The 25,890-nt window shown below is 40.5% G+C and carries 23 protein-coding genes; 6 read left to right on the top strand and 17 right to left on the bottom strand.

Annotated elements, in window-relative coordinates:
- Window positions 1-90: 90 nt before the first annotated feature.
- From AC4IFO_RS09555 to AC4IFO_RS09495, 13 genes are all read right to left on the bottom strand, one after another.
- On the bottom strand, window positions 91-1,383 hold the full coding sequence (locus tag AC4IFO_RS09555) for a cytosine deaminase (protein WP_490733807.1): 1,293 nt from the start codon (window positions 1,381-1,383) through the stop codon (window positions 91-93).
- The gene (gene codB, locus AC4IFO_RS09550) at window positions 1,376-2,623 is read right to left on the bottom strand and encodes a cytosine permease (protein WP_490733805.1); all 1,248 of its coding nucleotides are present in this window, start codon (window positions 2,621-2,623) and stop codon (window positions 1,376-1,378) included. The genes AC4IFO_RS09555 and codB overlap by 8 nt, the downstream gene beginning before the upstream one ends.
- Window positions 2,624-2,757: 134 nt before the next feature.
- On the bottom strand, window positions 2,758-3,471 hold the full coding sequence (locus AC4IFO_RS09545; protein ID WP_490733803.1) for a substrate-binding domain-containing protein: 714 nt from the start codon (window positions 3,469-3,471) through the stop codon (window positions 2,758-2,760).
- A complete protein-coding gene (locus AC4IFO_RS09540) occupies window positions 3,471-4,514 on the bottom strand; it encodes an ABC transporter substrate-binding protein (protein ID WP_273838712.1) in 1,044 nt (347 codons plus the stop codon). The genes AC4IFO_RS09545 and AC4IFO_RS09540 overlap by 1 nt, the downstream gene beginning before the upstream one ends.
- Before the next feature lie 166 nt (window positions 4,515-4,680).
- Window positions 4,681-6,054: an ATP-dependent RNA helicase DbpA gene (gene dbpA / locus AC4IFO_RS09535; protein ID WP_490733800.1), complete on the bottom strand. Its 1,374-nt coding sequence runs from the start codon at window positions 6,052-6,054 to the stop codon at window positions 4,681-4,683.
- 163 nt (window positions 6,055-6,217) lie between these two features.
- Window positions 6,218-7,585 (bottom strand): GntP family transporter, encoded by a 1,368-nt coding sequence (locus tag AC4IFO_RS09530; protein WP_490733798.1) that lies wholly within the window; start codon window positions 7,583-7,585, stop codon window positions 6,218-6,220.
- Window positions 7,586-7,620: 35 nt separating this feature from the next.
- A complete protein-coding gene (locus AC4IFO_RS09525) occupies window positions 7,621-8,388 on the bottom strand; it encodes a DeoR/GlpR family DNA-binding transcription regulator (protein WP_219246275.1) in 768 nt (255 codons plus the stop codon).
- An 8-nt stretch (window positions 8,389-8,396) separates the two neighbouring features.
- Entirely contained in the window at window positions 8,397-9,179 is a 783-nt protein-coding gene (gene otnI / locus AC4IFO_RS09520; RefSeq protein WP_490733795.1) for a 2-oxo-tetronate isomerase, read from the bottom strand.
- A 21-nt stretch (window positions 9,180-9,200) separates the two neighbouring features.
- Window positions 9,201-9,842: a 3-oxo-tetronate 4-phosphate decarboxylase gene (gene otnC / locus AC4IFO_RS09515; protein WP_490733793.1), complete on the bottom strand. Its 642-nt coding sequence runs from the start codon at window positions 9,840-9,842 to the stop codon at window positions 9,201-9,203.
- Complete coding sequence (gene otnK, locus AC4IFO_RS09510; protein WP_490733791.1) at window positions 9,839-11,113, bottom strand: 3-oxo-tetronate kinase; 1,275 nt, start codon at window positions 11,111-11,113, stop codon at window positions 9,839-9,841. Before otnK ends, otnC begins: the two co-directional genes overlap by 4 nt.
- Entirely contained in the window at window positions 11,110-12,018 is a 909-nt protein-coding gene (gene ltnD / locus AC4IFO_RS09505; RefSeq protein WP_490733789.1) for an L-threonate dehydrogenase, read from the bottom strand. Before ltnD ends, otnK begins: the two co-directional genes overlap by 4 nt.
- Before the next feature lie 493 nt (window positions 12,019-12,511).
- The gene (locus AC4IFO_RS09500) at window positions 12,512-13,951 is read right to left on the bottom strand and encodes a YfcC family protein (RefSeq protein WP_490733787.1); all 1,440 of its coding nucleotides are present in this window, start codon (window positions 13,949-13,951) and stop codon (window positions 12,512-12,514) included.
- Between the two features lie 24 nt (window positions 13,952-13,975).
- Window positions 13,976-15,106: a M20 family metallopeptidase gene (locus AC4IFO_RS09495; protein WP_490733785.1), complete on the bottom strand. Its 1,131-nt coding sequence runs from the start codon at window positions 15,104-15,106 to the stop codon at window positions 13,976-13,978.
- 1,207 nt (window positions 15,107-16,313) lie between these two features.
- Between AC4IFO_RS09495 and AC4IFO_RS09490 the strand changes: the two genes are divergently transcribed.
- The 4 genes from AC4IFO_RS09490 to AC4IFO_RS09475 are packed head-to-tail and all read left to right on the top strand — an operon-like array spanning window position 16,314 to window position 21,098.
- The gene (locus tag AC4IFO_RS09490; RefSeq protein WP_490733783.1) at window positions 16,314-17,459 is read left to right on the top strand and encodes a trans-sulfuration enzyme family protein; all 1,146 of its coding nucleotides are present in this window, start codon (window positions 16,314-16,316) and stop codon (window positions 17,457-17,459) included.
- Window positions 17,460-17,495: 36 nt separating this feature from the next.
- Window positions 17,496-18,920, top strand: a complete 1,425-nt coding sequence (locus AC4IFO_RS09485; protein WP_490733781.1) for a Na+/H+ antiporter NhaC family protein — start codon at window positions 17,496-17,498, stop codon at window positions 18,918-18,920.
- Window positions 18,921-18,936: 16 nt separating this feature from the next.
- The gene (locus AC4IFO_RS09480) at window positions 18,937-19,932 is read left to right on the top strand and encodes a D-cysteine desulfhydrase (protein WP_490733779.1); all 996 of its coding nucleotides are present in this window, start codon (window positions 18,937-18,939) and stop codon (window positions 19,930-19,932) included.
- Between the two features lie 26 nt (window positions 19,933-19,958).
- Window positions 19,959-21,098, top strand: a complete 1,140-nt coding sequence (locus AC4IFO_RS09475) for a trans-sulfuration enzyme family protein (protein WP_490733777.1) — start codon at window positions 19,959-19,961, stop codon at window positions 21,096-21,098.
- 92 nt (window positions 21,099-21,190) lie between these two features.
- Here the strand turns inward: AC4IFO_RS09475 and dmsD are convergent, their stop codons facing one another.
- The 4 genes from dmsD to AC4IFO_RS09455 form a co-directional block, all read right to left on the bottom strand.
- Window positions 21,191-21,808: a Tat proofreading chaperone DmsD gene (dmsD, locus tag AC4IFO_RS09470; protein ID WP_490733775.1), complete on the bottom strand. Its 618-nt coding sequence runs from the start codon at window positions 21,806-21,808 to the stop codon at window positions 21,191-21,193.
- A 279-nt stretch (window positions 21,809-22,087) separates the two neighbouring features.
- On the bottom strand, window positions 22,088-22,840 hold the full coding sequence (locus AC4IFO_RS09465) for a TonB family protein (RefSeq protein WP_490733773.1): 753 nt from the start codon (window positions 22,838-22,840) through the stop codon (window positions 22,088-22,090).
- A gap of 227 nt (window positions 22,841-23,067) precedes the next feature.
- The gene (locus AC4IFO_RS09460; RefSeq protein WP_490733771.1) at window positions 23,068-23,535 is read right to left on the bottom strand and encodes a hypothetical protein; all 468 of its coding nucleotides are present in this window, start codon (window positions 23,533-23,535) and stop codon (window positions 23,068-23,070) included.
- A 251-nt stretch (window positions 23,536-23,786) separates the two neighbouring features.
- Window positions 23,787-24,257 carry a multidrug/biocide efflux PACE transporter gene (locus AC4IFO_RS09455; protein WP_490733769.1) on the bottom strand — a complete coding sequence of 157 codons (471 nt, stop codon included), beginning with the start codon at window positions 24,255-24,257 and terminating at the stop codon, window positions 23,787-23,789.
- Window positions 24,258-24,366: 109 nt separating this feature from the next.
- Here AC4IFO_RS09455 and AC4IFO_RS09450 point away from each other — a divergent pair, with 109 nt between their 5' ends.
- Window positions 24,367-25,227: a LysR family transcriptional regulator gene (locus AC4IFO_RS09450; RefSeq protein ID WP_490733767.1), complete on the top strand. Its 861-nt coding sequence runs from the start codon at window positions 24,367-24,369 to the stop codon at window positions 25,225-25,227.
- 182 nt (window positions 25,228-25,409) lie between these two features.
- On the top strand, window positions 25,410-25,889 hold the full coding sequence (locus AC4IFO_RS09445; protein WP_490733765.1) for a DUF4822 domain-containing protein: 480 nt from the start codon (window positions 25,410-25,412) through the stop codon (window positions 25,887-25,889).
- Window position 25,890 lies beyond the last annotated feature (1 nt).

Raw genomic sequence — 25,890 nt, 5'->3', positions numbered from 1 at the left:
TAAACTATAAAACGCCCAATGAAGTTCATCGGGCGTTTTATGACTGAAAAGTTGTCAACCTATATCAGGACTAGTCATAATTATTGATAATTAAACTAGCGGGGAATATCCGTAACGAACAGTTTCAGTTTCTTCGAGGTGAATCTGGGTTACCGCAGGCTGGGTATTGGCAATCACTCGGCCATCACGAATAGAGTAACGCACTGGAACTTGACGGCGAACTGCATCGAAACCATTTTCAGCGGGCAAAATTAACAGACTTGCGCGTTTGCCTTCGCTGACACCATAGTCTTGCAAGTTCAAGGTGCGTGCGCTGTATTCGCTAATCAGTTTCAGCCCATCGTTGATTTGCTGATAACCCATTAATTGGCAAACATGTAACCCCATATGCAGGACTTGCAGCATATTGGCTGTGCCAAGTGGGTACCAAGGGTCGAAAACGTCATCGTGCCCAAAGCACACATTAATATCCGCGGCCAGCATCTCTTTCACACGCGTGATCCCACGGCGCTTTGGATAGGTGTCGAAGCGGCCTTGTAAGTGAATGTTCACTAACGGGTTGGCGACAAAGTTAATTTTCGACATTTTCAGTAAGCGGAACAAACGGGACGTATACGCACCGTTATAAGAGTGCATCGCCGTAGTATGGCTAGCTGTCACACGGGAGCCCATGCCTTTCGCGTGTGCTAACGCAGCGACGGTTTCCACAAAGCGCGATTGCTCGTCATCAATTTCATCGCAGTGAACATCAATTAAACGGTCATACTTTTCGGCTAGAGCAAAGGTTTTATGGAGGGATTCCACTCCGTATTCACGGGTAAATTCAAAGTGAGGAATTGCACCAACGACGTCAGCACCAAGGCGCAGTGCTTCTTCAAGGAGTTCTTCACCATTTGGGTAAGACATAATGCCTTCTTGTGGAAAGGCGACAATTTGCAAATCAACCCATGGCGCCACTTCTTGCTTAACTTCAAGCATCGCTTTCAATGCTGTTAACGTAGGATCAGACACATCAACATGGGTACGAACGTGTTGAATTCCGTTAGCAATTTGCCATTTCAAGGTCTGCCATGCGCGGTTTTTCACATCATCGTGCGTGAGCATGGCTTTGCGCTCAGCCCAACGTTCAATCCCTTCGAATAAGGTACCAGACTGATTCCAGCTAGGTTGTCCCGCAGTTTGGGTGGTATCTAAATGAATGTGTGGCTCAACAAAAGGCGCTGAGACTAACCCACCTTCACCGTTTAAGCTTTCTGGCAAGATTTCGCCATCCACTTGCGGGGTAATTGCAGTGATTTTTTGGTTGTCGATATCGATGCGCCATAAGCCATCACGCTCAGGTAAGCGGACATTATGGATATGTTTAATAGTTTGATTATGCACGAGTTAGCTCCGAATCCGTGGCACGGCGGCGATTGAATAAAGGGTTAAGGACAGCGTAACACAAAGCGCCACCAAGAACGGCATTAACTGGGACAATTCCGGGTAACCAATTTCCCGCAATCACGCCCGCTGCAACAGCGATTAACGCACTGACATTCACATCACGCATTTTGCTGCGATCGAATGTTTCATAACGATGACGATACATCAAATAGTCAGCAATGATTATCCCACCTATCGGCGGAATGGCGGCAGATAAGAAGGTTAGCCAGCCGACAAAGTTGTTGTATAGCCATAATGCACACAGAGTACCGACTAACCCATTCACTATGGATAAAGTTTTGCTGGATAACCCGGTGATGTTGGCAAAACCTAAACCAGAAGCGTAAAGGGCATTGTCATTAGTTGTCCAAATATTTAGGCCTAAAACGATAATTGCAGGTAATAACAAACCTTGAGCAATCATGACATCTGAAATATCGGCCATTCCCAGTGAGGCAGCGCCTGCGGCACCAAAGATAAACATCAATGAGTTACCAAGGAAGAAAGCGACTAGCGCGACTAAAACGGCAACTTTCGGTTTACGACCAAAGCGAACAAAATCCGCGGTTAGGGTACCCGCGCTGACGAATGAGCCGACTACCATGGCAAGCGCCAAATTAAAATCAATCGGTTTTGCTGGGACAACAGCTTGCAGTGCGCTCATCCCCCCCATATCGGTGATCGCGAGGTAGACTGAGTAACTCCCTAATATGGCAATAGCAGGAACGGCGACGATAGAAAGGACGGTTAACGCAGAAATACCAAAAAATACGGTGACAGTCATTAAAATACCTGAAACCCCAATCAACCAGTTAATGTCCCAGCCTGTGGCTTTACCAACGGGAATAGCAAACATCGCCACACCCACACCAAACCAGCCGACTTGTGTGCCGCCAAGTAAAAATGAAGGGAGCCATGAGCCTTTAATACCGAAGGAGTAACGCGCGAGGAGGTGAGTTGTTAAGCCAGTTTTCGAACCGATAAAACCAAGAAATGCGGTGTAGATACCAAGAAGAAGATTACCAATAAAAACTGCGAGGAAGAAATCATGAAAACTAAGACCGGTACCGAGAGCGCCTCCGGTCCACATACTGGCTGAAAAGAACGTTAAACCTAGCATCACAAAGGTTAATGCTAGTCCGCCTTTTCGCGCGGATATGGGCACGGGGCCATGGCTATAATTTTTATCTTCAGGCACGATTGTCTCCAGTTATTTTTCTCAGGCCAAAAAAATCCGACGCATTTTATAGCCAGCAAAATAAAAAGCAAACGTTTTCGTATATTGTTAAATATTTTTAATTTATCGAATCAAAAAGTATTTTCCTGAACGATTTATTGAAAGCCAGTGAAACCATGCTCAATAAAAAATTGTTGTGATTCAAACTGTAATAGGTAATTTGCGAAAATTTCAGCTTTTTTTGTTATGAGCGCCATCGCGTAAATTGCTTGAATATTATCGTGATTTGGGATTGGAAGCGTGGCGAGGTTTGGCAGTTTAGCAATTTTTTGTTGATAGTGATGATAGCCAATAAATAAGTCTGCCTGATGGGATTCTATAAGCCATTGGGATGCTAATTGGCCTGAAGGGATCGCCGGGGAGTTTTTTCCACCAACTAAGTGACGGGTGCGAGCTTGAATATCATTAGCAAGTTGAGGATGATTCAGGCGAATTTTGTCATAGAGTTGGGCAACATAATCCCCACAAGGGTCATCGTGGGGCGTGGACGTACCAATGACAACCTCTGGTGCGCTGAGTAATTGCAGCCAATTAGGGTACTTTTCGGCGAGTTGTGCCGTTGTGGTAATACCTAAACAGTTGGCAATAAAGGGCAAAGTGGCATAGGCGATATTTTGTTGCATTAACGCAAAGGGATGTGACTCATTGGCAGAAAGAAATAAATCACAATGTTCACCCGTTTCAATTTTTTGTCGTAATAAACCTGCGGGGCCAAACTCGCAGGTGATTACCGACTTATTAGTTTGCTGAAAACGTGTTAAAATGGCAGTCAACGCACCACGTAGACTGCCCGCTGCCATAATGTGCATTAATTGCTGCCTTGGTATTGAATTCGATAGAATTTTTGATACCAATCATTCACTTTTGCATCAACGTCGACATCCGCAAATTTTTGTGGGTAGAGCTTACTTGCCATCCATAATTCACCCAGCGCCATTGCTTCAGGCATTGGGTAACCCCATGCTTTTGCATATTCAGGCATTAAAAATACGCGTTTATTTTTAACAGCGTCAATCACTTGCCAACGCGGGTCATTGTTGATTTCATCGACGACGCTTGGGTAGCGGTCTTGAATGAAAATCACCTCTGGGTTCCAGCTAATCACTTGCTCTAAGGAAACTTGTTTGTAGCCTTTGATGGTGGCTGCGGCAACGTTCATTGCCCCTGCATGTTGCATCATTAAGCCTGTATATTTCCCCGAACCATAGGTGGTGAGCTCGGGATTCGCCATATAGGCACGAATACGTTGATTTTCAGGGATATTTTTTAAGTGTTGAGCCACAACATCGCGGCTATCAAAGGTTTCTTTAATCAGTGTTTTTGCGTTATCAGGTTTATTGACGATATCCCCAATCAGCGCAATACCTTCTTTTAAACCGTCATTGTAGGCTTGTTCTTCGTTGATAAGCTCAGGATTAACATTGTTTTTTGCATTGCTACTGTTTTCTTTTTGCAACGAAATTGCCACAACAGGGATACCCACTTGGGATATTTTATCGATCATTTCTTGTGGGGCGTAATTTGTCACAAAGACCACTTGGGGTTTCAATTGGACCAAACTTTCCAGATTGACACTTTTGAGATCGCCAACGTTGGGAACCTTGACCAATTCAGGGGCAAGTCGCTCATAACTTGGCCCAAGTTGTTCACGCCAATTCCCCATGACGCCGACGATTTTATCGGTAGCATCCAGTTGAACCAGTAAATTTAATGTTTGGTGTTGGAGAACAGCTACGCGTTCAACTTGGTCGTCAATGATGACTTTTCGACCTAATTGGTCAGTAAACTCTCGTTCAGCGAAGCTGGCAAATGAGCAAGATAAAGCCAAAAAACCAATAAGATATTTTTTCATTGTTATATAACCTAATATTTCGATGTGAATTGAGTTATATAACGATTGATTTCAAGGGTCAACTATCATTTGCTGAATTAATGAGCTTAAACTTGATGTTAAATAAGAAATAAAAAGAAAATTTAGCGCCTAAATACGGTTAGACGCTAAATAAGTACTGAAAGGGCTATTTTAGTAATCGCGCTTTAACGGATTTACCTTTGATTTTACCTTGTTGCAGGTGTTTCCACGCTTGTTGAGCGACGGAACGTTTTACTGCCACATAAGCGTGAGTTGGGTGAATGGCAATTTTACCAATGTCTGCCCCATCAAGGCCGACATCCCCTGTAAGTGCCCCTAAAATATCACCTGGGCGCATTTTGGCTTTTTTGCCACCATCAAGGCATAACGTCACCATTGTAGCTTCAAGCGGTGTAATACGCAGGCCTGTGGGCTCAGGTTGCCAGTTCAGTTTCATGTTCAGCATTTCTTCGAGGGCATTTGCGCGTTGCGCCTCTTCTGGTGCGCATAAGCTAATGGCTAAGCCACTTTCCCCTGCACGGGCTGTACGGCCGATGCGGTGCACGTGAACTTCAGGATCCCATGATAATTCATAGTTAATGACCATTTCGAGGGCTTTAATATCTAGCCCGCGTGAAGCGACATCAGTTGCAACCAATACACGGCTGCTACCATTTGCAAAACGTACCAATGTTTGGTCACGGTCACGTTGCTCTAAGTCACCATGTAGCACTAAAACGCTTTGCTTGCTGTCACTCAGTGCGTCATACACGGCTTGGCAATCTTTTTTGGTATTACAGAAAACCACGCAAGATGCGGGTTGTTCACGGCTTAATAATTTTTGTAATAATTCGATTTTATCATGGCGTGAAACTTCATAAAATTGCTGCTCAACCGCAGGTAATTCATCAACACTATTGATTTCAATTGTTTGCGGTTCGTTCTGGATTTGCTGGCTAATACGGGCGATTTCTTCTGGCCAAGTCGCGGAAAACAGTAAAGTTTGTCGGCTCATCGGCGCATAATCTATTACAGTTTCAATGTCAGGCATAAAACCCATATCTAACATTCTGTCCGCTTCATCCAGCACTAACGTTTGCAACTCATCAAGTTGAACGGTTTCGCGGTTTAAGTGATCAAGTAAGCGGCCTGGCGTTGCGACAATAATATGGGCAGCGTGAGCAAGGGAATCACGTTGCACGCTAAAAGGCACACCACCACATAAGGTGAGAATTTTAAGATTCGGAATTGCTCGGGCTAAGCGGCGCAATTCGTTGGCGACTTGCTCTGCGAGTTCGCGAGTCGGGCATAAAACCAGTGATTGGGTTTTAAATAATTTGGCATCAATACGTTGTAATAAACCCAAACCGAATGCGGCTGTTTTGCCACTGCCTGTTTTGGCTTGCGCACGAACATCTTTCCCGGCAAGGATAGCTGGAAGTGCGGCTGCTTGGATCGGGGTCATACTGAGGTAACCTAACTCTTGTAGGTTAGACAGTTGTTCTGCGCTCAGCGCGTTGAGGTCAGCAAATGAAGTCACAATAAAATCTCAAATAATAAAAAGGAGCTAATGGCGCCAATGATACTACCCCTGCATGGCGCTGTCTGTTTTTAATTTTTTGAAAGGAATGAGATTTAGAGTGCTAAGCAGGCTAACAAGAAAAAGCTTCCTTTACGCTAAAGGAAGCTTTGAGTTCGAATGATTACACCATCATCCAAATTAACCCTGTAAACAAGAACCCGAGTAACCCTAACAGGGTGGTTAATACGGTCCATGTTTTTAAGCCATCGCTAACAGATAACCCTAGGTAGCGGGTGACAATCCAGAAGCCAGAGTCATTCACGTGGGATAAACCTAAGCCACCGAAACAAGAAGCGAGGGTGACTAATACCAGCTGTGTGCCACTTAACCCCATTACAGCTTCACTTAATAACCCACCCGTGGTCAGAATAGCAACGGTTGCTGAGCCTTGCGAAGCACGTAAAACCAGTGAAATAATAAATGCAGCGACAATAATTGGCATATCAATCATGGCTAAAGCATCTGAGAGGGCTTTTCCTACACCTGATTCTACCAAGACCTTACCAAATACGCCCCCCGCACCAGTGATCATAATGACGACAGCGGCCGCAGGAATAGCATCACCAATAATATTGTTAGTATGCTGTAAGGTCCAATTACGTCGTAATGCTAAGAAATAGACTGCCAGAATTAGTGCAATTAATAAGGCAATAATGGGAGAGCCAATAAAGGTAAAGAACGTTCTTATTGGGTCGCCTTTTTCTAATAATGTCGATGAAACAGTTCCCAACATAATAATGAGTATTGGGATGACAATCATCGCAATAACCGTTCCTGGTTTTGGCGGGTTGGCTCTATCCGTATAAACAATATCCCCTTTACTTGGTTCATCTTTGGCTAATTGCAACTGCTCTAATACTTCAACAGATAAATGGTAGTTTTTTCGATTAATATATTTTGCAATGTAATAACCAATAATGGCGACAGGAATACAAATAACAAAACCAATTAACGTTAATAAACCCACGTCGGCGTGTAAAATACCGGCTGCTGCAACAGGGCCTGGGTGAGGCGGTAGTGCAACGTGCACGGTTAACATTACACCTGCAATAGGTAAACCGTATTTTAATGGTGATATTTTAGCGACTTTTGCAAAGCCATAAATAATTGGCGCTAAAATAATAAAGCCAACATCAAAGAAAACGGGAATACCTAAAATAAAACCTGCAATCGTTAAGGCGGCAATAGTTTTTTTCGCCCCAAGGGACTTACCGGTTTTAATCGCTAAGTTTTCTGCGCCGCCAGAGCGTTCAATTAATTGCCCGAGCATTGCCCCCAAACCAATAATAATAGCGACAGAGCCAAGAACACCACCAAGACCATCCGTCACGACTTTAACGACGTTATCTAATGGAATACCGGTGGCAATGGCAACAAATAAACTGACAATTAATAAAGCAACAAAAGGGTGAATTTTAAATTTAATTATCATTAATAGGAGTATAAGAATCCCTATTAATGCTATCATTAATAAAGAAAAAGTTGTCATATTGTGTTCTCTATCTAGGGTCTATTTTATTTTTTCTACACGTCAATCGGATAGAAATTTATATTTGTTTCTTCTAATTTTTTAATGATGTTTTCTGGCAAATGGTTGTCACAAATAATGTCATCCAATTGTTCCAAAGCACATACGCGAAACATGCCATATTTACCAAATTTACTGCTGTCTGAAACTAAAACACTCCGGCGAGATATCTCTAATAATGTTTGTTTTAACAGAACTTTTTCTTCATGAGGAGTAGAGACACCGTGCTCAAAATCCCATGAACTGGTACTGATAAACGCCACATCAATATTAAGACTTTTTAGCATCATAACGGCGATATTGCCGGCGCTGGAGTGGTTGCGCTTATCAACTTTTCCTCCAGTGTGGAATAAATTCAATTGAGGCTTATTAATCAAATACTGGACGATAGAAAAATCATTGGTCACGATGGTTAAATTAAACCGTTCCCCAAGCACACGGGCAATTTCGAATGTTGTCGTGCCTGCATCAAGGTAAACAACTTGGCCATCTTCTACGAGAGACGCAGCAAAACGGCCAATTTCACGTTTACTTTGGTAATGAAGGCGGGCTTTTTCATTCCACGGTAATTCTTGGTGTAAGGCATTGTTTAACCTCACACCACCACTGATACTGACGACTTTTCCCTCTTCCTCCAGAGCGCTGATATCACGGCGAACCGTCATATGTGAGACGTTCATTAGCTCCACCAAACTGCTAATAGAAACAGTTTGATATTCATGAAGATAACGATAAATAAAGTCTCTGCGCTCTGATGGGATCATCTTAATTCCTATTTAACCTGTATTTTCTTAAACCAAGCCAGCCCATCTTCTGTTTTACCTGCGGGGATGTATTCGCACCCTAACCAGCCCGGATAGCCCATTTCGTCTAATTTATCGAAAATCCATGGATAATTGACTTCCCCAGTATCGGGTTCATGGCGAAATGGCACAGAAGCAATTTGAATGTGGTTGAATTTACCCCATAGCCGCTCAATCGTTTTCAGTAAATCACCTTCCATGATTTGGCAGTGATAGAGATCTAACTGAATGAATACATTATCACGATTTATTTCTGGGAGCAGTGCTTCGGCTTGTTTTTGTGTTGTCAGAAAGTAGCCCGGCATATCGCGAGTATTGATAGGTTCAATCAATACTTTAATGCCATGTTCTGCCATCACATCCGCCGCGTACTGAATGTTCTGAATAAAACACGCTTTTTGTTGCTCTGGGGTAAATTGGCTATTGGTTTTTCCTGCCATCGCATGAACTTGTTTGCAGTTCAGTGCGAGGGCATATTCCAACGCTTTATGAACACCTTGTTGAAACTCATTTTCGCGCCCTGGTATTGACGCCATACCGCGTTCGCCTTCAGCCCAATTACCGGCTGGCATGTTAAACAGCACTTGCGTTAAGTTATGTTTAGTGAGCTGCTCAACAATCGCCGCGGGTTGTTCTTCATAAGGAAATAAATATTCAACACCTTGAAATCCCGCATTGGCTGCACGTCCAAAACGTTCAATAAACGGAACTTCGTTAAACATCATACTGAGATTTGCTGCAAACTTTGCCATTCTATGTTCCTCGTTATAACGTTATTTTTGTGGATAACGGTCTTTGAGTTCTTGTACATCGGCATCGGTCAGCGTTTTAAACCCAAGAGGTAATAGGGTGAGATATAAACGCGCCGTATCTTCGAGTTCTTCGGCATTAAAAAATGCTTGTCTTAGGGTCTTCCCGCCAACAACAGGGCCGTGGTTTGATAACAAAACGGCAGAATGTGTTTTGGCTAATTTGGCGATTTCCTCCCCAATTTTGGGGTCGCCTGGCGGTAAATATTCCACTAAAGGTAACTGCCCAACTCGCATCACGTAATAGGGTGTGATAGGGGGTAAGCAATTGGTTTTATCTGCATTTTCCAAGCAAGACAACGCTGTTAACCACGGTGAATGTAAATGAACGACTGCTTGGCAATCAGGGCGCTGTTCATACATTGCCATGTGCATGGAGACTTCTTTGGTCGGTTTGTCGCCATCAATCCAATTGCCTTTTGCATCTAATTTACTTAAACGCTCAGGGACAAGGTCGCCGAAACTGGAGTTAGTCGGTGTCACAATGATTGTGCCGTCTGGCAGTTTGGCGCTGATATTGCCTGCGCCGCCGCTGCTGTAGCCCCGCATGAACATCGATTTTGCCCATTCGCATAATTCAACACGCAGTGCTTGTTCTGCACTCATAAATACATCTCCTGCGCTTCTTGGAAGAAGTTTTCTTGGCCAAAATTACCTGATTTCAGCGCCAACCAATCACCGCTTAAGCGGTCTTTTACCCATGGCACGCCGGGAACAATCGGGGCACCAATACTAAGCTGTTGTGTACCAAGGCTTTGAACGACTTTCCCAGAGGTTTCTCCCCCTGCAATAATGAAGGTATTAAAGCCTTGCTGCTTTAACAGCGAAACAACTTCGCCGAACAGTTTTTCTACGCTTTCACTGGATTGTTGCATGCCGTACTGCTGTTGAACTTGCTTCAGTTTGTCCGCAGGCAATGTGGCATACAGCATAGGTGCTAGCGGGTTAGACTGGTGTTCAACCACCCACGCAGATAACGTTTTGGCGTAATCTGGGTTCGATAAACATTCGCCTACATCTACTTGATGGCTTGGTGCAATGGCGGCGTAAGTATTGACTTGCGCATTCGTCATTTGCGAGCAGCTACCTGATAAAATAACGGCCTTACGCTGCGTTGCTGCTGGTTTTTCCCCTAATGCGGTATCACGTTGCCAAGCGATGCCTGTTTGCACGGTAGCGATAGCAGCGCCTAAACCAGAGCCCCCCGTTAATAGCGGCAAATCTTTTGCAGCTTGGGCTATCGGTAATAGGTTTTCCATGGTGATGGCATCGGTAATGGCATAGCGTACACCTTGGTTTTGCAATGTGGTTAACTGTGATTTAATGGCATCAGCCCCTTGCAAAACCGTGACTAAATCGACTAATCCTGCTTGCCCTTGGGATTGCTTTTCCATCACACGCAACAAGTTTGCGTCAGCCATTGGAGTGACGGGGTGGTCTTGCATTCCACTCTCATTAAGCAATTTACCATTCACAAACAAGTGGCCGTGGATGACTGTGCGGCCATTTACAGGCAGAGCAGGGGTGACTACCGTGATCTCCGCTTTTAGTGCCTGCATAAGGGCATCGGTCACCGGGCCAATATTGCCTTTTTCTGTGGAATCAAAGGTTGAGCAATATTTAAAAAATATTTGGTGGCAACCCGCTTGGTTTTTGAGCCATTGGCAGGTATTTAGTGAGGCGCTAATCGCTTCATCTACAGGGCATGAACGGCTTTTAAGGCTGACGACAATGGCGTCAACATCTTTTGGGATCACGGTATTTTCATCAGGTTCATTCAGTAGTTGCACCACTTTCCAACCGCTTTGCACCATAAACCCCGCGATGTCTGTTGCACCTGTAAAGTCATCTGCAATTACACCGAGTTGAATACTCATTTATCCCCCTTCTCAGGTAATTGAATGCCTTTAAAGGTTTTGATCACCGCGCTATCATCTTCACCACCAAAGCCTTCGTTGCTTGCTGCGGTAAACATTTGCAGTGCCGTTGATGCCAGTGGAAGTGGGAAATTCAACGCTTTTGCTGTTTCCATTACAAGGCCAAGGTCTTTCACGAAAATATTCACGGAGGATTTTGGTGAATAATCGCCATCTAGCACGTGCTGCATGCGGTTTTCAAACATCCATGAATTGCCCGCTGCGTGGGTGACAACGTCGTACATGAGGTTTAAATCAATACCTGCTTTTGCGGCGAGCGCCATACTTTCAGCGGCAACGGCAATGTGAACACCGGCTAATAGCTGGTGAATGGTTTTCACGGTTGAGCCCATGCCGATGTCTTCACCAACTTGGTATAAGCGCTCTGTAGTTGCATCGAAAACAGGTTTGAGCGCAGTAAATAACTCAGGTTTTCCAGATGCCATTACGGTAAGTTTGCCATCGTTGGCCTTAATTGCACCGCCAGAGATTGGCGCATCCAGCATTTGAATTTGATATTGTTCGAGTTTTTGCTCAATTTGCTTGGCTTGTTCGGCGGCGAGTGTGCTGTGTAAAACGACAATCGTTCCCGGGCGCAGCGCTGCTGCTAATGGGGTTTCCCCATTAAATAAAATTTGCTCAACTTGTTTCCCATTAACAACCACGAGTAAAACAGCATCTATCTCATTGGCATACTCAGCCGCATTTTTACCGACTTGTTTTGCACCGCAGGCTTTTAATTCGTCGCATGCGGCGGTGTTAATGTCAAAGCCGTAGGTTGGTACGTTATTTCTAATCAGGGATTTTGCAATACCCATCCCCATTGAACCGAGTCCAATAACGGCAACATGATTAATCGATTTCATCGTACTCTCCTGATGTTGTGAATCTTTGTTATTGTGATACATGATTACACGATAAAATTCACATTCGAATGATGGTAATCACATAAATTTTATTTTTACTGATAAGAATTGTTATATTAATCTGTTGTTTTTATTTAATTTATTTATTTTTTGATTGTTTTTTTACTTCACATTTAAATGTGAAAAAAATTGTGATGATCATCACTTTATTCACAAAATGGCACAGTTGTTACTTTAATTAAACTGCTTTCTTTATTGATTTGTTTGTTTATTAATCAATAATGATTTTTCCTAATTAGATGATAATTAAGAAAAAATTAAAGTAATGTTTTTGAAAGAGGTAATCGGGTAGGTTAAGAAATGGTGGAGGGTTCTGTCATATTAGCGCATCACACCCTAATGGTAATCTCGGGCTTTTCCTTGCTACGCTGAAAAAATAACACCACCGCGAAGGGTGGTGTTAAATCAGTTTATTGTGGGATGGCTTTAGGGATTAAATCGGCCCTAAATTGGTCATGACGGCATAAACCAGAGCCACAATAGAAATGACAATCCATGTAAATACCAATGGCCAAATAAATTTCACCCACGTGGTATACGGGATTTTCGCTGTTGCTAACACGGCCATTAAGATGCCAGATGTCGGGTTAATACAGTTCACCACACCTTCACCTAACAGGACTGTTTGCACTGTCGTTTGGCGGGTAATTTCTAACAGGTCACCCATTGGGGTAAAGATTGGCACTAATACAGCGGCCTCACCTGAACCAGACGAAATAAAGAAGTGCATAATCGCGGCGGTTGCAAACATCGAGAGTGCAGAAAGGGTTTTTGGCAAGCCATCCATCATTGAAATAATGGCATTGACGATGGTGTCTAAGATCATGCCATCAGATAACACAATCGCAATGGCGCGTGCCATACCAACGATAAATGCACCGCCAACCATCCCCGCACAGCCTTTTAAAAAGCCCGTTGCGATACTGTTTGGTGACATACGGTTGAGTACACCGACACCCACGCCTAAGATGATAAACATGGCCATCATCTCTTTTTCACCCCAACCCCACTCGACAGCGCCAAAAATAAAACCGACTAAGCAGAATGCACTATATGACAGGGTGATGATGTGCAGCGCCGAAATTTTTGACGTTTGGTGATCAGCATCATCGGTAGCAATTTCTGGGCGCACCATACCTTGCTTACGGCATTTTTTGGTATAGAAAGTTAAAAATAGGATACCTGCGATGACGAAGGCGATATAAATTACCATACGAAAACCAAGGCCAGATAGCAGTGGAACGTCAGCTAAGCCTTGGGATAAACCAACGGTCATCGGTGCCATAATTGAGGCGTTAAAGCCAGCGTAGGCTGCAACATAAACCAATGCCGCACCAAATTTATCATCCATTCCAACGGATTTTGCGACAAGCAACCCGATAGGAACAAATGCAATAATTGAGTTAACGACGATGCCTGTGGTGCCTAAAATAGAAAATACGACAAAGAAAATCGTAATTAACAGGAAATCATTGAGCTTCTTACTGCGCGAAATATTATTCAGTACTTTTTTGATAGCGCCAGTTTCTTCAAGAAGATGTAACGCGCCACCCGTAAAAATAATTAAAAAGATAATTGGTGCAGCTTTAACTAAACCATCGGCAATAGAGGTGAAAATTTGCCCCGGCAAAATACCGTGTTGTTCTGGTAAACGCTCATAACTGCCCGGTATGGTGTAAGAGCTAGATACTTTCGTTTCAATACCATCTTTGACCATGGTAATGACTTTGGTTTCTGATGCATATTGCCCTGCGGGAACGATCCATGTCGCAATACCCGCGATGACTAAAATGAAAAACAATAAAACGTAAGGGTTTAAACCTTCTGAGCGTTTTTTTGTTGGTGTTGGTGTGGTTGTTGACGTTGTTGCCATATTATTATCCTGTTGGATTATTATTTATTGTGTAATACGTTGTAATACATTGAAAAATAACTGCGCTCGTTCAGTTAAAGATGGAATTTCTAAATATTCTTTATCGCTGTGTTGGTAGCCACCAATTGGGCCTAAACCATCGACAGTAGCTGTGCCTACACCCGCAGTAAAAGATGCGTCAGAACCACCACCAGTTGAAACATCGATTAACTCGATATTTAAATTCGTCGCTTCTTGCTTGATGATGTCGATAAGTACGGTGCTTTCATCTGTTTTCGCCATTGGAGGGCGATTAATACCGCCAGTTAAGGTGAGTTTGATACCGTCTAATACAGGTTTGCTGCACACTTCTCTGACTTTTTTGTCGATCTCTACACCTTGTTCTTCAGAGGAAATTCGCACATCGATTTCTGCTCGTGCATTAGGTGCAACTGTATTGACTGATGTTCCACCTGAAATAAGGCCAACGTTAACGGATAAGCCTTGGTCATGGGCACTGAGAGCATGTAAGCTTTGGATTTTGTAGGATAATTCTTGAATAGCACTGATACCTGCTTCCGGGGCTATACCCGAGTGAGAGGCCTTCCCTTCGATGTTTAGCACATAAGTACCCACACCACGGCGTGCGCTGACAATGGCACCATTGGCACGAGCAGGTTCCATGACAAGGGCATAACGCTTACCTAATGCGCATTTTTCAATCACGCCACGGGATGAAATAGAACCAATTTCTTCATCGCAATTGAGTAGGATTTCGATATTTTTATAGCGTGCGTCTTGGTTGTCATACAGTTGCTTCATGACTTGGTACACCATGACATGACTGCCTTTCATGTCAATCACGCCCGGGCCGTAAGCTCTGTCACCTTCAATGCTAAATGGGCGCTCTGCAACAGTGCCTTTAGGGAAAACAGTATCTAAGTGCAGTAAAATTAAGATATCGGCCTTCACAGATGGGTAATAAATGCGGTAGTTGTTGCCTAATGACTCATTTTCAATGACTTCAACTTCAAACCCCATTGCTTGGTATTTTTCGCACCACACAGCGGCATGGTTATCGACGCCAGCCTTGTCGTAAGAGCCTGATTCGATATTGACGACCTGTTCCAGCAGTTTTAGCATGGCGGGTTCGTGCACTAAAAAATGATTAGTCATAATGGGTTCCTAATAGTGTGTTTGTCGTTAGTAAGGCTATTTTTATTGTGTTCTACGTGAGTTATTACATCTAAAAATAAAGGTTGGAATAAGTGCAATATACACAGCTTCATTTTTCTTTAAATTAAATAAATATGTGCAGCACTAGATAAAAAACTTAACCGTAATTATCCAATTAAAATAAATTAATAATTTTTGTAAGTGTTTTTTACTCTCTCCGTTATTTTCTTATGTCACAAATTAACTTAACCGAATTTAATTGTTCGATATATAACTTCACTATAGTGTGAAAGGTTAATACGCAGGATACCTATATTTGTAGGTACTTTTCGACTCTATCATACTAAATAATTTAGATACAAGTGATTGTTTGATTCTTGCTTATCTAATTGAAATTAAATGGGTATTTTGAAATTATAAAATAAATTTAATCATTTAATATAAATAATCACGGTTTTTTTTATTTTGGTTTTTTGTTTTACATGGCTGGTGTTTTTGTTTGGTTTTATTCGATTTTTCTATATAAAATATAATTCTGGGTATAAATAAACCAATGTTTTAATTCAAAGGTTGATTTTGAATTTAATAAACATAATAAACTTTATGGTTTTTAATATACAAGTTGTATGAGTATTAATCAGGTTATTTTGTGTGCATTCCTACTATTCATCATTTTTATTACGAATATAGATATTAGTGTGTGTTTTTTGTTCGTGATTTTTTAGTTGGTCGTTGGTAGACGTAGATAACGGATTAGGTTGCAAGAGAAATAGCGAAACAGTAGAAGAGAATAAATTTCTACCATATCAGTATTAAAGAGTAAGTCAGTGGAGATGACAGGTGAAATTGCAGATAAAAGTATTATTCTAATTATGATTTTTATAATAATCAGTTACATTACTCGATAATATAATTAACCTTTAATCTACAATTATTCTTTAGTTTTAATAAGTTAACGATAGTTTTCTATAGGTTTAGACGATGTTGATAAACTAAATAATGATATTGTGACGGCACACTCATTTCACTTTAATTAATCAACCTATTGTATTTTAAGGTTATTAATTCGTTTTTAGAAAAATTTTCTCTAAATTTGTATAAAGTCATCGATTTTTAGAAAAAATTTTCTATTTCCCTATGGCATATTCCTTTTAGCAACAAATATAAATAAACATTTCGTTATCTTTCTATGATTGGGTTTTTAATAATGACTAAGAATATTGCTACAGTTTTAATTCATGGTGGGAAACAGCAAGATACCGTCAATCATGCTATTTTTCCTGCAATCACAACCGCAAGTACCTTTGTTCAACAGAGTTTAACGGAGCATGGAGAATATTGTTATTCCCGTTGCAGTAATCCTACACGTTATGCTTATGAAACGTTATTGGCTGAAATTGAAGGAGGAACCTATGCAACAGCAACCGCTTCTGGAGTTGCTGCTTCAAGTTTAGTTTTGAACTTATTACCAAAAGACTCCCACATTATTGCCATGAAAGGCGTTTATGGCGGGACCTTTCGCTTATTTGAGCGTGTTGCAACCGAAAATTGTGGCCACGAAATTGATTATGTTGACTTAAATAACCTTGATGAGGTTAAAGCTAAAATAAAAGATAACACTCGCTTAATTTGGATTGAAAGCCCAACTAATCCATTATTAGAGTTAGTGGATATAACAGCGGTTTGTGCATTAGCGAAAACGCATAATATATTAACGTGTGTGGATAATACATTTGCAACTGCATGGAACCAAAAACCGTTAGAATTAGGTGCTGATTTAGTGATGTTATCAGCAAGCAAATATATCGGTGGTCACTCAGATTTAATTGGCGGAGCCGTTATCACTCAGCGTGAAGATATTGCGAGCCGACTTGATTTTCTAAAAACCACACTTGGTGCGATTGCTTCCCCGTTTGATTCATACCTCGCATTACGTGGCTTAAAAACATTGGCATTACGCATGTCAGCACAATGCAGCAATGCACAACAAGTTGCAGAATATTTAGCCACACATCCGAAAATTGAACACGTTTATTACCCAGGGCTACCATCACACCCACAACACCAGCTATGTAAAACGCAGATGCGAACTGGTGGGGCTGTTGTGACGATAAAACTTAAAGGGGATATCGAGGACACCAAAAATTTCTTATCTAAAGTGACTTATTTTGTGTTAGCTGAATCTCTTGGTGGTGTGGAAAGTATGGTAAACCACTCAGCAACGATGTCTCATGGTTCAATGACGAAAGAAGAAAGAGAAAGTATTCATGTTTACGATACGACATTGCGTTTATCGGTAGGTATTGAAGATATTAATGACTTATTAAATGATTTAGAAAAAGCATTATCTTAATTAAAAATACAATAAACTATAATAAGAGAGCATCCCATGAATGATTATGGAATCTGGACCATTGTCACTCCACTGGTCACGATACTTTTAGCTATTTTCACACGCCAAGTTATTTTATCTTTATTATTGGGAATATTAGTCGGGTTTACTGTTATTAATGACCATAATATTTTATTAGGGGTTAACGGTACGCTTGATGGGATTATTAATACTTTTGCCTCACCAGGAAATACAAAAACAATTCTATTTATGGTTATGATAGGCGGTATTATGCGGCTTGTCGTGGTTACAGGTGGTGTTAGGTCACTTGTTAGGTTATTAACCAATAAAACCAAATTAATTAAAAATAGAAAAGCCGTCCAATTAATGGCAATGATTATTACGTCATTAATTTTTATTGAAAGTTCAATTAACCAATTAATTGCGGGCGCTTCAACAAAAACACTCGCGAAAAATTATGGTGTATCACCAGAGAAAATGTCTTATATCGTGCAAACATCCTGCGTGTCGGTGTGTTCATCAGCGATGATAAACGGCTGGGGTGCAGCGATGATGGGGGTGATTGGCGTGCAAATTTCAAAAGGGTTTATTACTGGTGAACCCTTTGAGATTTTAGCCAGCTCGATGGTGTTTAATATCATGGCATGGTTCTCTTTAGCTTCAGTGTTGTTTTATATTTTCTCCAACTTTTCATGGGGACCAATGAAAAAGGCTGAACTGCGTGCTCATGAAGAGTCGTTAAATATCTTATCTGCCGAAAATATAGAGCAAGATGACGACGATATTATTGAACATCCTAATTGCCATACATCTTTAAATTTCTTTATCCCAATTTTATCTACAGTATTAATGGTGCCAGTGGCTTTATATATCACGGGTAATGGTGACTTTAGTAAAGGTAGCGGCTCAACATCCGTTTATTGGGGCGTAATGTTTGGAACGCTAGTTTCCTTTGTCTGGTTCTTAGCGCGTCGCGTATTAAATATTGAGAGTTTCTTTAAAGAATTATATATCGGTTATGCGAGTATGGTGAAAATCAGCTCAGTTATGATCTTAGCTTTCTTAATGGGTACGGTTTCTTCTGATTTAAATACCGGAGCTTATATTGCAGAAGTGACTTCGGGTGTTATTTCTCCTGGATTCTCAATTGGTTTTATTTTCTTAATTAGCGCCGTGATGTCATTAGCGACAGGCACATCATGGGGAACATTTGCCATTATGATCCCAATCGGCGTGCAATTAGGTATTTCAGTGGGTATGCCAGTGGAATATATGATTGGTGCAGCTATCGCTGGGTCTATTTATGGTGATATGACTTCCCCAATTTCCAGTGATGCGATTGTGGCTTCTATGGCAACGGATTGCGACCATATTGAACATATTCGAACACAAATGCCTTATGCCACGGTTACCGCCGCATTTGCGCTGATGGTTTATCTCTACTTAGGTTTCACATATTAATCGGGATTATATTCAAATGAGTATACAAGAAAGGCTTTCAGCAATAGCAAAAATTGACTTATTACATACGGCAACGCCATTGATGAAACTGAATAATATATCTGAATATCTTGGTCGTGAAATTTATATTAAACGCGATGATATGACCCCCCTTGCCATGGGGGGCAACAAATTGCGTAAGTTAGAGTTTATTATTGCTGATGCACTACAGAAAAAAGCCAAAGTATTAGTCACGGCGGGGGCTATACAATCTAACCATGTTCGCCAAACGGCAGCCGTTGCCGCAATGTACGGTTTAGAATGTGTCGCATTATTGGAAAACCCGCTGCAAAGCGGCAATTCCTTATTTTTAAATAATGGCAATAAACTCCTGACGGATTTGTTTAATACCCGCTGCTACTTTTGTGAAGAATTAACTGACCCTAATATGCAGATGAAAGCATTAATTGAATCATTGGGGTTAGAAAATGCTTATGTAGTGCCTGTTGGTGGGTCGAATGCACTAGGTTCGCTGGGGTATGTGAATTGTGCTTTAGAAATTGCACAGCAAAAACCACAAGAGATTGATTTTGCCGCGGTGATTGTTGCTTCAGGCAGTGCGGGGACTCATGCAGGATTGGCGATGGGGTTACAGGCCGTGTTACCGCAAACGCCGGTTATTGGTGTGACCGTTTCACGCACGGTTGAACAGCAACAGCCAAAAGTTGAAAGGCTACAACATGAAATTGGTGAGTTATTAAACATTGCTGATTTTCCGAATGTGCTGTTATGGGATCAATACTTTTCACCTGCTTATGGGGCTCCAAATAACAAAGGGCAGCAAGCCATTGAGTTATTAGCGCAAAAGGAAGGTATTTTACTCGACCCTGTTTATACGGGGAAAGCCATGGCAGGGGTAATCGATAATATTTTAAAAGAAACCATTGAGGGGAGTCAGCCGCTTTTGTTTATTCATACTGGCGGTTCACCTGCTTTATTTGCTTATTCTGAAATCAATGTAGTAAGTATTTAAACCTATATTAAAAATGTGATGTACCTATGAAGATTAATACTAAAGTTATACACGGTTACCCAATGACGGATAAATACACGGGAAGTTCATCTATTCCGTTGTATCAATCGTCAACGTATTCGCAAAGTAATATTGAAGAAAATTATGCGTATATTTATTCGCGTTTTTCAAACCCAACTCGTGATGCATTAAGCGAAGCAATTTGCTCCATTGAAAATGCACAATTTGCTGAGGTTTTTTCATCAGGAATGGCGGCGATTAGTGCCGTTTTATTGGGGTTTAGTCAGGGAGATCATATCGTTGCTTGCAAAAATATTTATGGCGGCACTTTCCAGTTAATGACTGAGTTTTTGCCTCGCTATGGCATTTCTGTGACATTTGTTGATGCGACAGACCCTAAAAACTACGCAGAAGCAATACAAGAAAATACCAAGGCATTCTATATTGAGACGCCATCTAACCCGACACTGCAAGTCACAGACTTAAATGCAGTTATCGGTTTGGCAAAAAAGAATAATTTAATTACGGTATGTGATAACACATTTATGACGCCGTTATTATCTGATGTGATTTCATTAGGTATTGATTTTTCTATTAACAGTGCCACCAAATTTATTAATGGGCACAGTGACGTTATTTTAGGAACCGTTGCGACAAATAACGCCGAATATGCAAAATGGTTACACAAATCAGCGGTGGCTATTGGCAGTATTGCTGCGCCATTTGATAGTTGGTTGACCATGCGCGGTTTAAAATCAATGGCAATGCGGGTTGAACGATCCAGTGAGAATGCACAGAAACTTGCAGAATATCTGAACCAGCATTCGAAAGTAAAAACGGTGTTTTATCCAGGCTTGGTTTCACACCCAAATCACCATATTCATATGCAACAATCTAAAAATGGGGGAATGGTTGTTTCCTTTGATTTAGGTAATGAAAAGAATGTGAAATTATTTTTAGATGCGATTCGTATTCCATTAGTTGCAGTGAGCTTAGGGGGTATTGAGTCAATTATTTCTTATCCTAAGATTATGTCCCATGCTTGTATCCCTGAAGAGGAACGAATTGCACAAGGTGTAACTGATGGGTTGCTGCGTTTTTCGGTTGGTTGTGAAGATATTAGTGATTTATTGGCGGATTTAGATAACGCTTTATCGACGCTATAGTTAGTGGGTGCTTACCATATTCCTAAGCAACATCCATAATAAAAAAAAGCGCCCTAATATGTTATAGGGTGCTTTCAATTGAAGAAATAATATTATAAATAGAGTTCTTTATTTACTGGTGTTAATTGAGCTTCTTTTTGCAAATATTTTAAGGTTTCTGTTGCCAATAAGGCTGTGGCTTCATAAAAAGCACTACCGCCTTCTAACTGCACTTTTTCCAAGTAGCGATATACCCAAGGTAAGAAATGAATTTCCAATAAGTCATTCAATAATTCGGGTTTATTTTGAATAACCCACGCCGTTAATAAAAATAATAACCCAACATGGTCTTCTGGCTCGTTGGCACTTAATTCAATATTAACTTGGTTATTACGTAACCAAGCTCTTAATTCAAGAGTAGAAATACCAAATAGAACATTTTCTTTGTCGAGATAGACAGACCCCCAAGGCGGAGCAGGGAGGGCATTAGAGCCAATAAATAACCGCTCATAAGCCTCTTTTAGTGATTCAGATTGATTTGCTTGGCCTTGGAATAACTGATCAATCCGTTGGCAATTATAATGCACAGTGAAAGGCCATTCAGTTAGCCATTCACTAGAGCTAAACAACGCAATCAATTTGCTAACACGAGAGTCTGAGGGGTCATAGGAAAACAGTGCACCTAACGTTTGGATGCACAGTGAAAAATCATCTAATTGTTTTTGTTCCATACTGATTCGCTTCGTCTTTTAATATTACTAAAATGGATTAACTATTTGAATTTAAAATGTAATTGAAGGATTTGGCTTGTTTGTGTTTATGCCAATATATTGATTTCTTCATTATTTTTATCATCGTAACGAATCACCAGATACTTGTCGACGAGAAGAGGGGGAAAATATCCCACTAATGAAAGATATTTAACCCACTACGACCATACCAACAGTCATATGTAAGGCATGGAAATCCCTCGACTAATGAGTTAATTGATTTTATCGTTAGGCTAAAAACTAATGAAATTCAATATTGAGTGTAATGGACTGTGCAAAACCTGCTGGTGGTTTACCGACCGAGTTACTTTTTTGTACCGCTAATAGAGCTGCATTATCTAATAGCTCATTTCCAGAGCTACTCTCTAAACGAATTAAGCTAATTTCGCCATTATGGTTTAGTTGAAACTGAACCTTAGCTATACCACGATTTTTCATTTTTTTAGCTCGGCGTGGATATTGTTTATTACGTTCGACTTCTTGACGTAGTTTTTCACGATAAGCATTGATTAATTGATTATCTTCGGAGCCTGAAACTTGTTGTGTTATTGGGCTTTTACTTCCTAATGATTGGGAAGATACACGACTGCCATCTTTTTGTTGTTGTGCAAGACTGGTTTGGGGGACTGTTTTTTTCTCTAAAGGTTTTTTAGGATTTTCAGCATTTTTTACAATCTTGGTTTCTTTAGGTTTTATGGGATCTTCAGTCTTTTTTTCAACTTTATTCTGTTTTTTAGGCACAGCAATTGCGGCTTTCTCGACGAAAGTCTCTGAATTTATTTTTATTTCTTCAGGTGCTGAATCCGTTGGTATTGCTTCTTCAGAGGCATTTTTTTGCTCAGCTTGAGTGAGTGCAATTGAAATAGTTGGAGATTCCCACTGTGCTTGATTTTTTGGCGTTAAAGACGTTGTTGTGGCATAAATCAGAGAGCCAACAACCAAAACATGCAGTGCAATTGATAAAGTAAGCATCAAGATTTTTCGATTTATCATAGAGCCTCGGGATCTTTTCAGATTTATTGTTCTTTTCATAATCATAAATAAAAATGATAAATCGGATTATATGTAAATAATTATCAATTGCAAATGGTAGTTATTATCAATTGAATGTGGTAGATGAAAGGTGAATTACTTAATATAAAGGCTTAGGATAACTCTCCTAAGCCTTAAACATATTGAGTGTGTGATAAATCAAGATAGAGAAATAATAATGAATTTTCTTATTTTTTTTGGCTCCGAATTAAATGTTGTTCTATTGCATAGAGAGTCGAAGGGGACTGGTTGTTGTGGGTAAAACTTAATGCCACCGCTGCTTTTTCATGGCTATCCATTTCGGAAATAGGTTTGCTAATACCCGAAATATTATCAGCAGGGAGTTGGCCTGCTTGGATATGTGACGCCATGATGCGCAAAATGGAAGGAGACATATTATTTTCAGTGAAACTTAATGTGGTTATGGCTTTTTCATGAACATTCATTTGTGAAAAAGGCTTAGCCACTCCATTGATTTCACTCTTGGGTAAATTAGCTGCCTTTGCATGGGCTGCAATTGCGGCTTCGTTCGCATAAGACGTGTTATTTTCATTGAACTTTAGCGAAATAATTGCATTTTCATGTGCGCGAGTATCGGCTTGTGCACTCATATTACAGAACAATAAAAATGCAGATGAAATAAATAAGATTTTCATTTAAATACCTTTAAACAGTTTAGCCCGTCAAAATGGCTTGTGACTTTAAGTGTTTGTTTCTTTAATGCGCTAAATATAAGTGATGAGAGATAAAGGGAAAATTGACATTTCTGCAAATGTTGAATGCAAAAAACGCATCTATTAATAAATTAACGAAAGTTTTTTGCAATAATAGGGCGGATGACTTGATAAAATTGACGGGAGAATAAAGATAACACCGAATGTATTGATATTCGGTGTTACTGAGAAAATTAGGTGCGTTTTGTTATTGGCTTAATGGTTTTCGCTTGCATTTCCTGGCGTGCAAACCAACGTACACGTAAAATATCGTATACCAGATTAAATGCATAAGTATAAAATAAGAAAAAGGCAAAAAAGCCAACTTCTAAAATAAACGCATCCCAGAGCGTCATCTTTAATAATAAAGCCAACATTGGGACACCTAAGATAACGAAACTTAATTCGAAGCCAACGGCATGGGCTACACGTACTTTTGCGGGCCTTGGGCCTTTTGATAAAGGCCAAAAACGGTCAAATAGCATGTTATAAAATAGGTTTAATAACATCGCGAGCGTGGAAAGTACGATAGCCACTGTTCCCATCTGGAAAATTGAGCGCCCTAAAATCCATGCACTGACCGGTGCAGTTATTGCAATCGCAATGACTTCAAATGAAACTGCATGAAAAATTCGTTCAGTTAATGTTTTTGTATGCTTGCTCATAACAACCTCAAACTTATAGCAAAATAGTGTATTAGTAAAAAACAGGTGCAATTATTGGCAATTTTTACTATATATACAAAATGGCAGCCATCGATAAAACCGATACCTTATGAATTATTCCATTGAAACATTGCGTACCTTTGTAGAGGCGGCATCGCTAAAATCATTTTCTGCGGCAGCAAGGAAGCTCAATAAAAGTCAGTCCACGATCAGTAGCACGATAAGTGGCTTTGAGGATGACATGGGTTTTGTGTTATTTGACAGACAAGGCCGTGAATCTACGTTAACACTGGCAGGGAAAAAAGTGTTGAGTTTGGTTGAAGATATATTATCAGCGGATGAGCGTTTGCAAGCATTAAGAGTGGAATTATCGCCTGATATAGAGCCACAATTAAGTTGTGCTTTTTCAGATATTTATCAGCCACCCCATGCTGAGCATATTCTAACAACACTAAATAGACAATTCCCTCATATTGAATTCGAATTTCTAATTGCAGAAAATAATGCGGTTATTGAGATGATCCAAAACCAGCAGGCTCATGTTGGAATGATGGAGTCGAGGACTGAATACCCTGCCGATATTTCTTTTTCACGTCTACCTATTCAAGGTGAGCTCGGATTATATGTATTAAAAACACATCCTTTAGCATTAGAAAAGGAGGTGACTTACCAGCATTTAACCATGACCCGTCAATTGCGCTTGAGTAGCAGCAGCCAAATTATTATTAACAGCGAGAAAAATTGGCTAGCACCGAATTATTTATTGTTATTGGAAATGGCGGAGCAAGGTATTGGCTGGGCTATTTTACCTACATGGTTAGTTAAACAATTTGGACATAATGTATTAGTTAGCCTAAATTACGATTTATGGCCTCGTAAAATAGATGTTGATTTAGTTTGGTCTAAAAATAGCCCTCCAGGTAAGGCAGGCTATTGGTTAATCAATAAATTATTGGCTGGTGAGGTTTAAAATAGACGTTATTTAGTATTAATAACGCGTATAAAAATCATCATTTTTAGATTGAAAATCTAAATATTTCATGTAACAAAATGTTATCTTGTAAATAAACGTAATACTATTTTGATAATAAGGCTCATATCGTTAACCTAAATAATATAAATGCTGTCGTTAGCGTTAATTGAGAGGAAAAAATGAAAAAACTATTAGTACCTACATTATTTGCTGTTGTATCTACTATGTCATTTGGTATTCATGCCGCTACAACTCAAGCTGCTACACAAGTTCAAAGTGCAGAACATAAATTAAATGCTTACGAAGAAATTATGGTCGGCAAAGTTTGGACAACGACGGAAGCGTTGGATCAAGATAAAAAAGCGGTAAGTGCTGATGATAAGCAAGTCGCTAATTTCTTTGGTTTAGCTGAGTATTACCCTGATGGTACATTTAACATGACCACTTTCGATGGCAAACCGAAAATGAAAGGGGATTGGTCGTTTGATGAAAATGGAAAAACACGGTCATTAACGGCAAAAAATGATAAGGGTGAAGTCTTATTTACCCGTGTTGTTGAAAATGTCACTGTGACTCCGGAAGAATATACTTACCGTATTTACCCAGAACAAGATAGCAAAGATAAGTACTTTGATATTGTTCATAAAGTAAAAAAATAGT

This window comes from Providencia sp. UF-224 (genome assembly GCF_058245955.1).
Note: the sequence above shows the minus strand (reverse complement) of the source record. Positions and strands in the feature narration are given on the sequence as shown.

What these genes read in the sequence shown, in the direction of transcription:
- AC4IFO_RS09500 (WP_490733787.1), bottom strand. Translation starts at nt 13,951, where the DNA reads ATGGCAACAACGTCAACAACCACACCAACACCAACAAAAAAACGCTCA.
- AC4IFO_RS09545 (WP_490733803.1), bottom strand. Translation starts at nt 3,471, where the DNA reads ATGCACATTATGGCAGCGGGCAGTCTACGTGGTGCGTTGACTGCCATT.
- AC4IFO_RS09490 (WP_490733783.1), top strand. Translation starts at nt 16,314, where the DNA reads ATGACTAAGAATATTGCTACAGTTTTAATTCATGGTGGGAAACAGCAA.
- otnI (WP_490733795.1), bottom strand. Translation starts at nt 9,179, where the DNA reads ATGGCAAAGTTTGCAGCAAATCTCAGTATGATGTTTAACGAAGTTCCG.
- ltnD (WP_490733789.1), bottom strand. Translation starts at nt 12,018, where the DNA reads ATGAAATCGATTAATCATGTTGCCGTTATTGGACTCGGTTCAATGGGG.
- AC4IFO_RS09455 (WP_490733769.1), bottom strand. Translation starts at nt 24,257, where the DNA reads ATGAGCAAGCATACAAAAACATTAACTGAACGAATTTTTCATGCAGTT.
- dmsD (WP_490733775.1), bottom strand. Translation starts at nt 21,808, where the DNA reads ATGGAACAAAAACAATTAGATGATTTTTCACTGTGCATCCAAACGTTA.
- AC4IFO_RS09475 (WP_490733777.1), top strand. Translation starts at nt 19,959, where the DNA reads ATGAAGATTAATACTAAAGTTATACACGGTTACCCAATGACGGATAAA.
- AC4IFO_RS09465 (WP_490733773.1), bottom strand. Translation starts at nt 22,840, where the DNA reads ATGATAAATCGAAAAATCTTGATGCTTACTTTATCAATTGCACTGCAT.
- otnC (WP_490733793.1), bottom strand. Translation starts at nt 9,842, where the DNA reads ATGAGTGCAGAACAAGCACTGCGTGTTGAATTATGCGAATGGGCAAAA.
- AC4IFO_RS09445 (WP_490733765.1), top strand. Translation starts at nt 25,410, where the DNA reads ATGAAAAAACTATTAGTACCTACATTATTTGCTGTTGTATCTACTATG.
- AC4IFO_RS09480 (WP_490733779.1), top strand. Translation starts at nt 18,937, where the DNA reads ATGAGTATACAAGAAAGGCTTTCAGCAATAGCAAAAATTGACTTATTA.
- AC4IFO_RS09485 (WP_490733781.1), top strand. Translation starts at nt 17,496, where the DNA reads ATGAATGATTATGGAATCTGGACCATTGTCACTCCACTGGTCACGATA.
- AC4IFO_RS09530 (WP_490733798.1), bottom strand. Translation starts at nt 7,585, where the DNA reads ATGACAACTTTTTCTTTATTAATGATAGCATTAATAGGGATTCTTATA.
- otnK (WP_490733791.1), bottom strand. Translation starts at nt 11,113, where the DNA reads ATGAGTATTCAACTCGGTGTAATTGCAGATGACTTTACAGGTGCAACA.
- AC4IFO_RS09460 (WP_490733771.1), bottom strand. Translation starts at nt 23,535, where the DNA reads ATGAAAATCTTATTTATTTCATCTGCATTTTTATTGTTCTGTAATATG.
- AC4IFO_RS09450 (WP_490733767.1), top strand. Translation starts at nt 24,367, where the DNA reads ATGAATTATTCCATTGAAACATTGCGTACCTTTGTAGAGGCGGCATCG.
- AC4IFO_RS09525 (WP_219246275.1), bottom strand. Translation starts at nt 8,388, where the DNA reads ATGATCCCATCAGAGCGCAGAGACTTTATTTATCGTTATCTTCATGAA.
- AC4IFO_RS09540 (WP_273838712.1), bottom strand. Translation starts at nt 4,514, where the DNA reads ATGAAAAAATATCTTATTGGTTTTTTGGCTTTATCTTGCTCATTTGCC.
- AC4IFO_RS09495 (WP_490733785.1), bottom strand. Translation starts at nt 15,106, where the DNA reads ATGACTAATCATTTTTTAGTGCACGAACCCGCCATGCTAAAACTGCTG.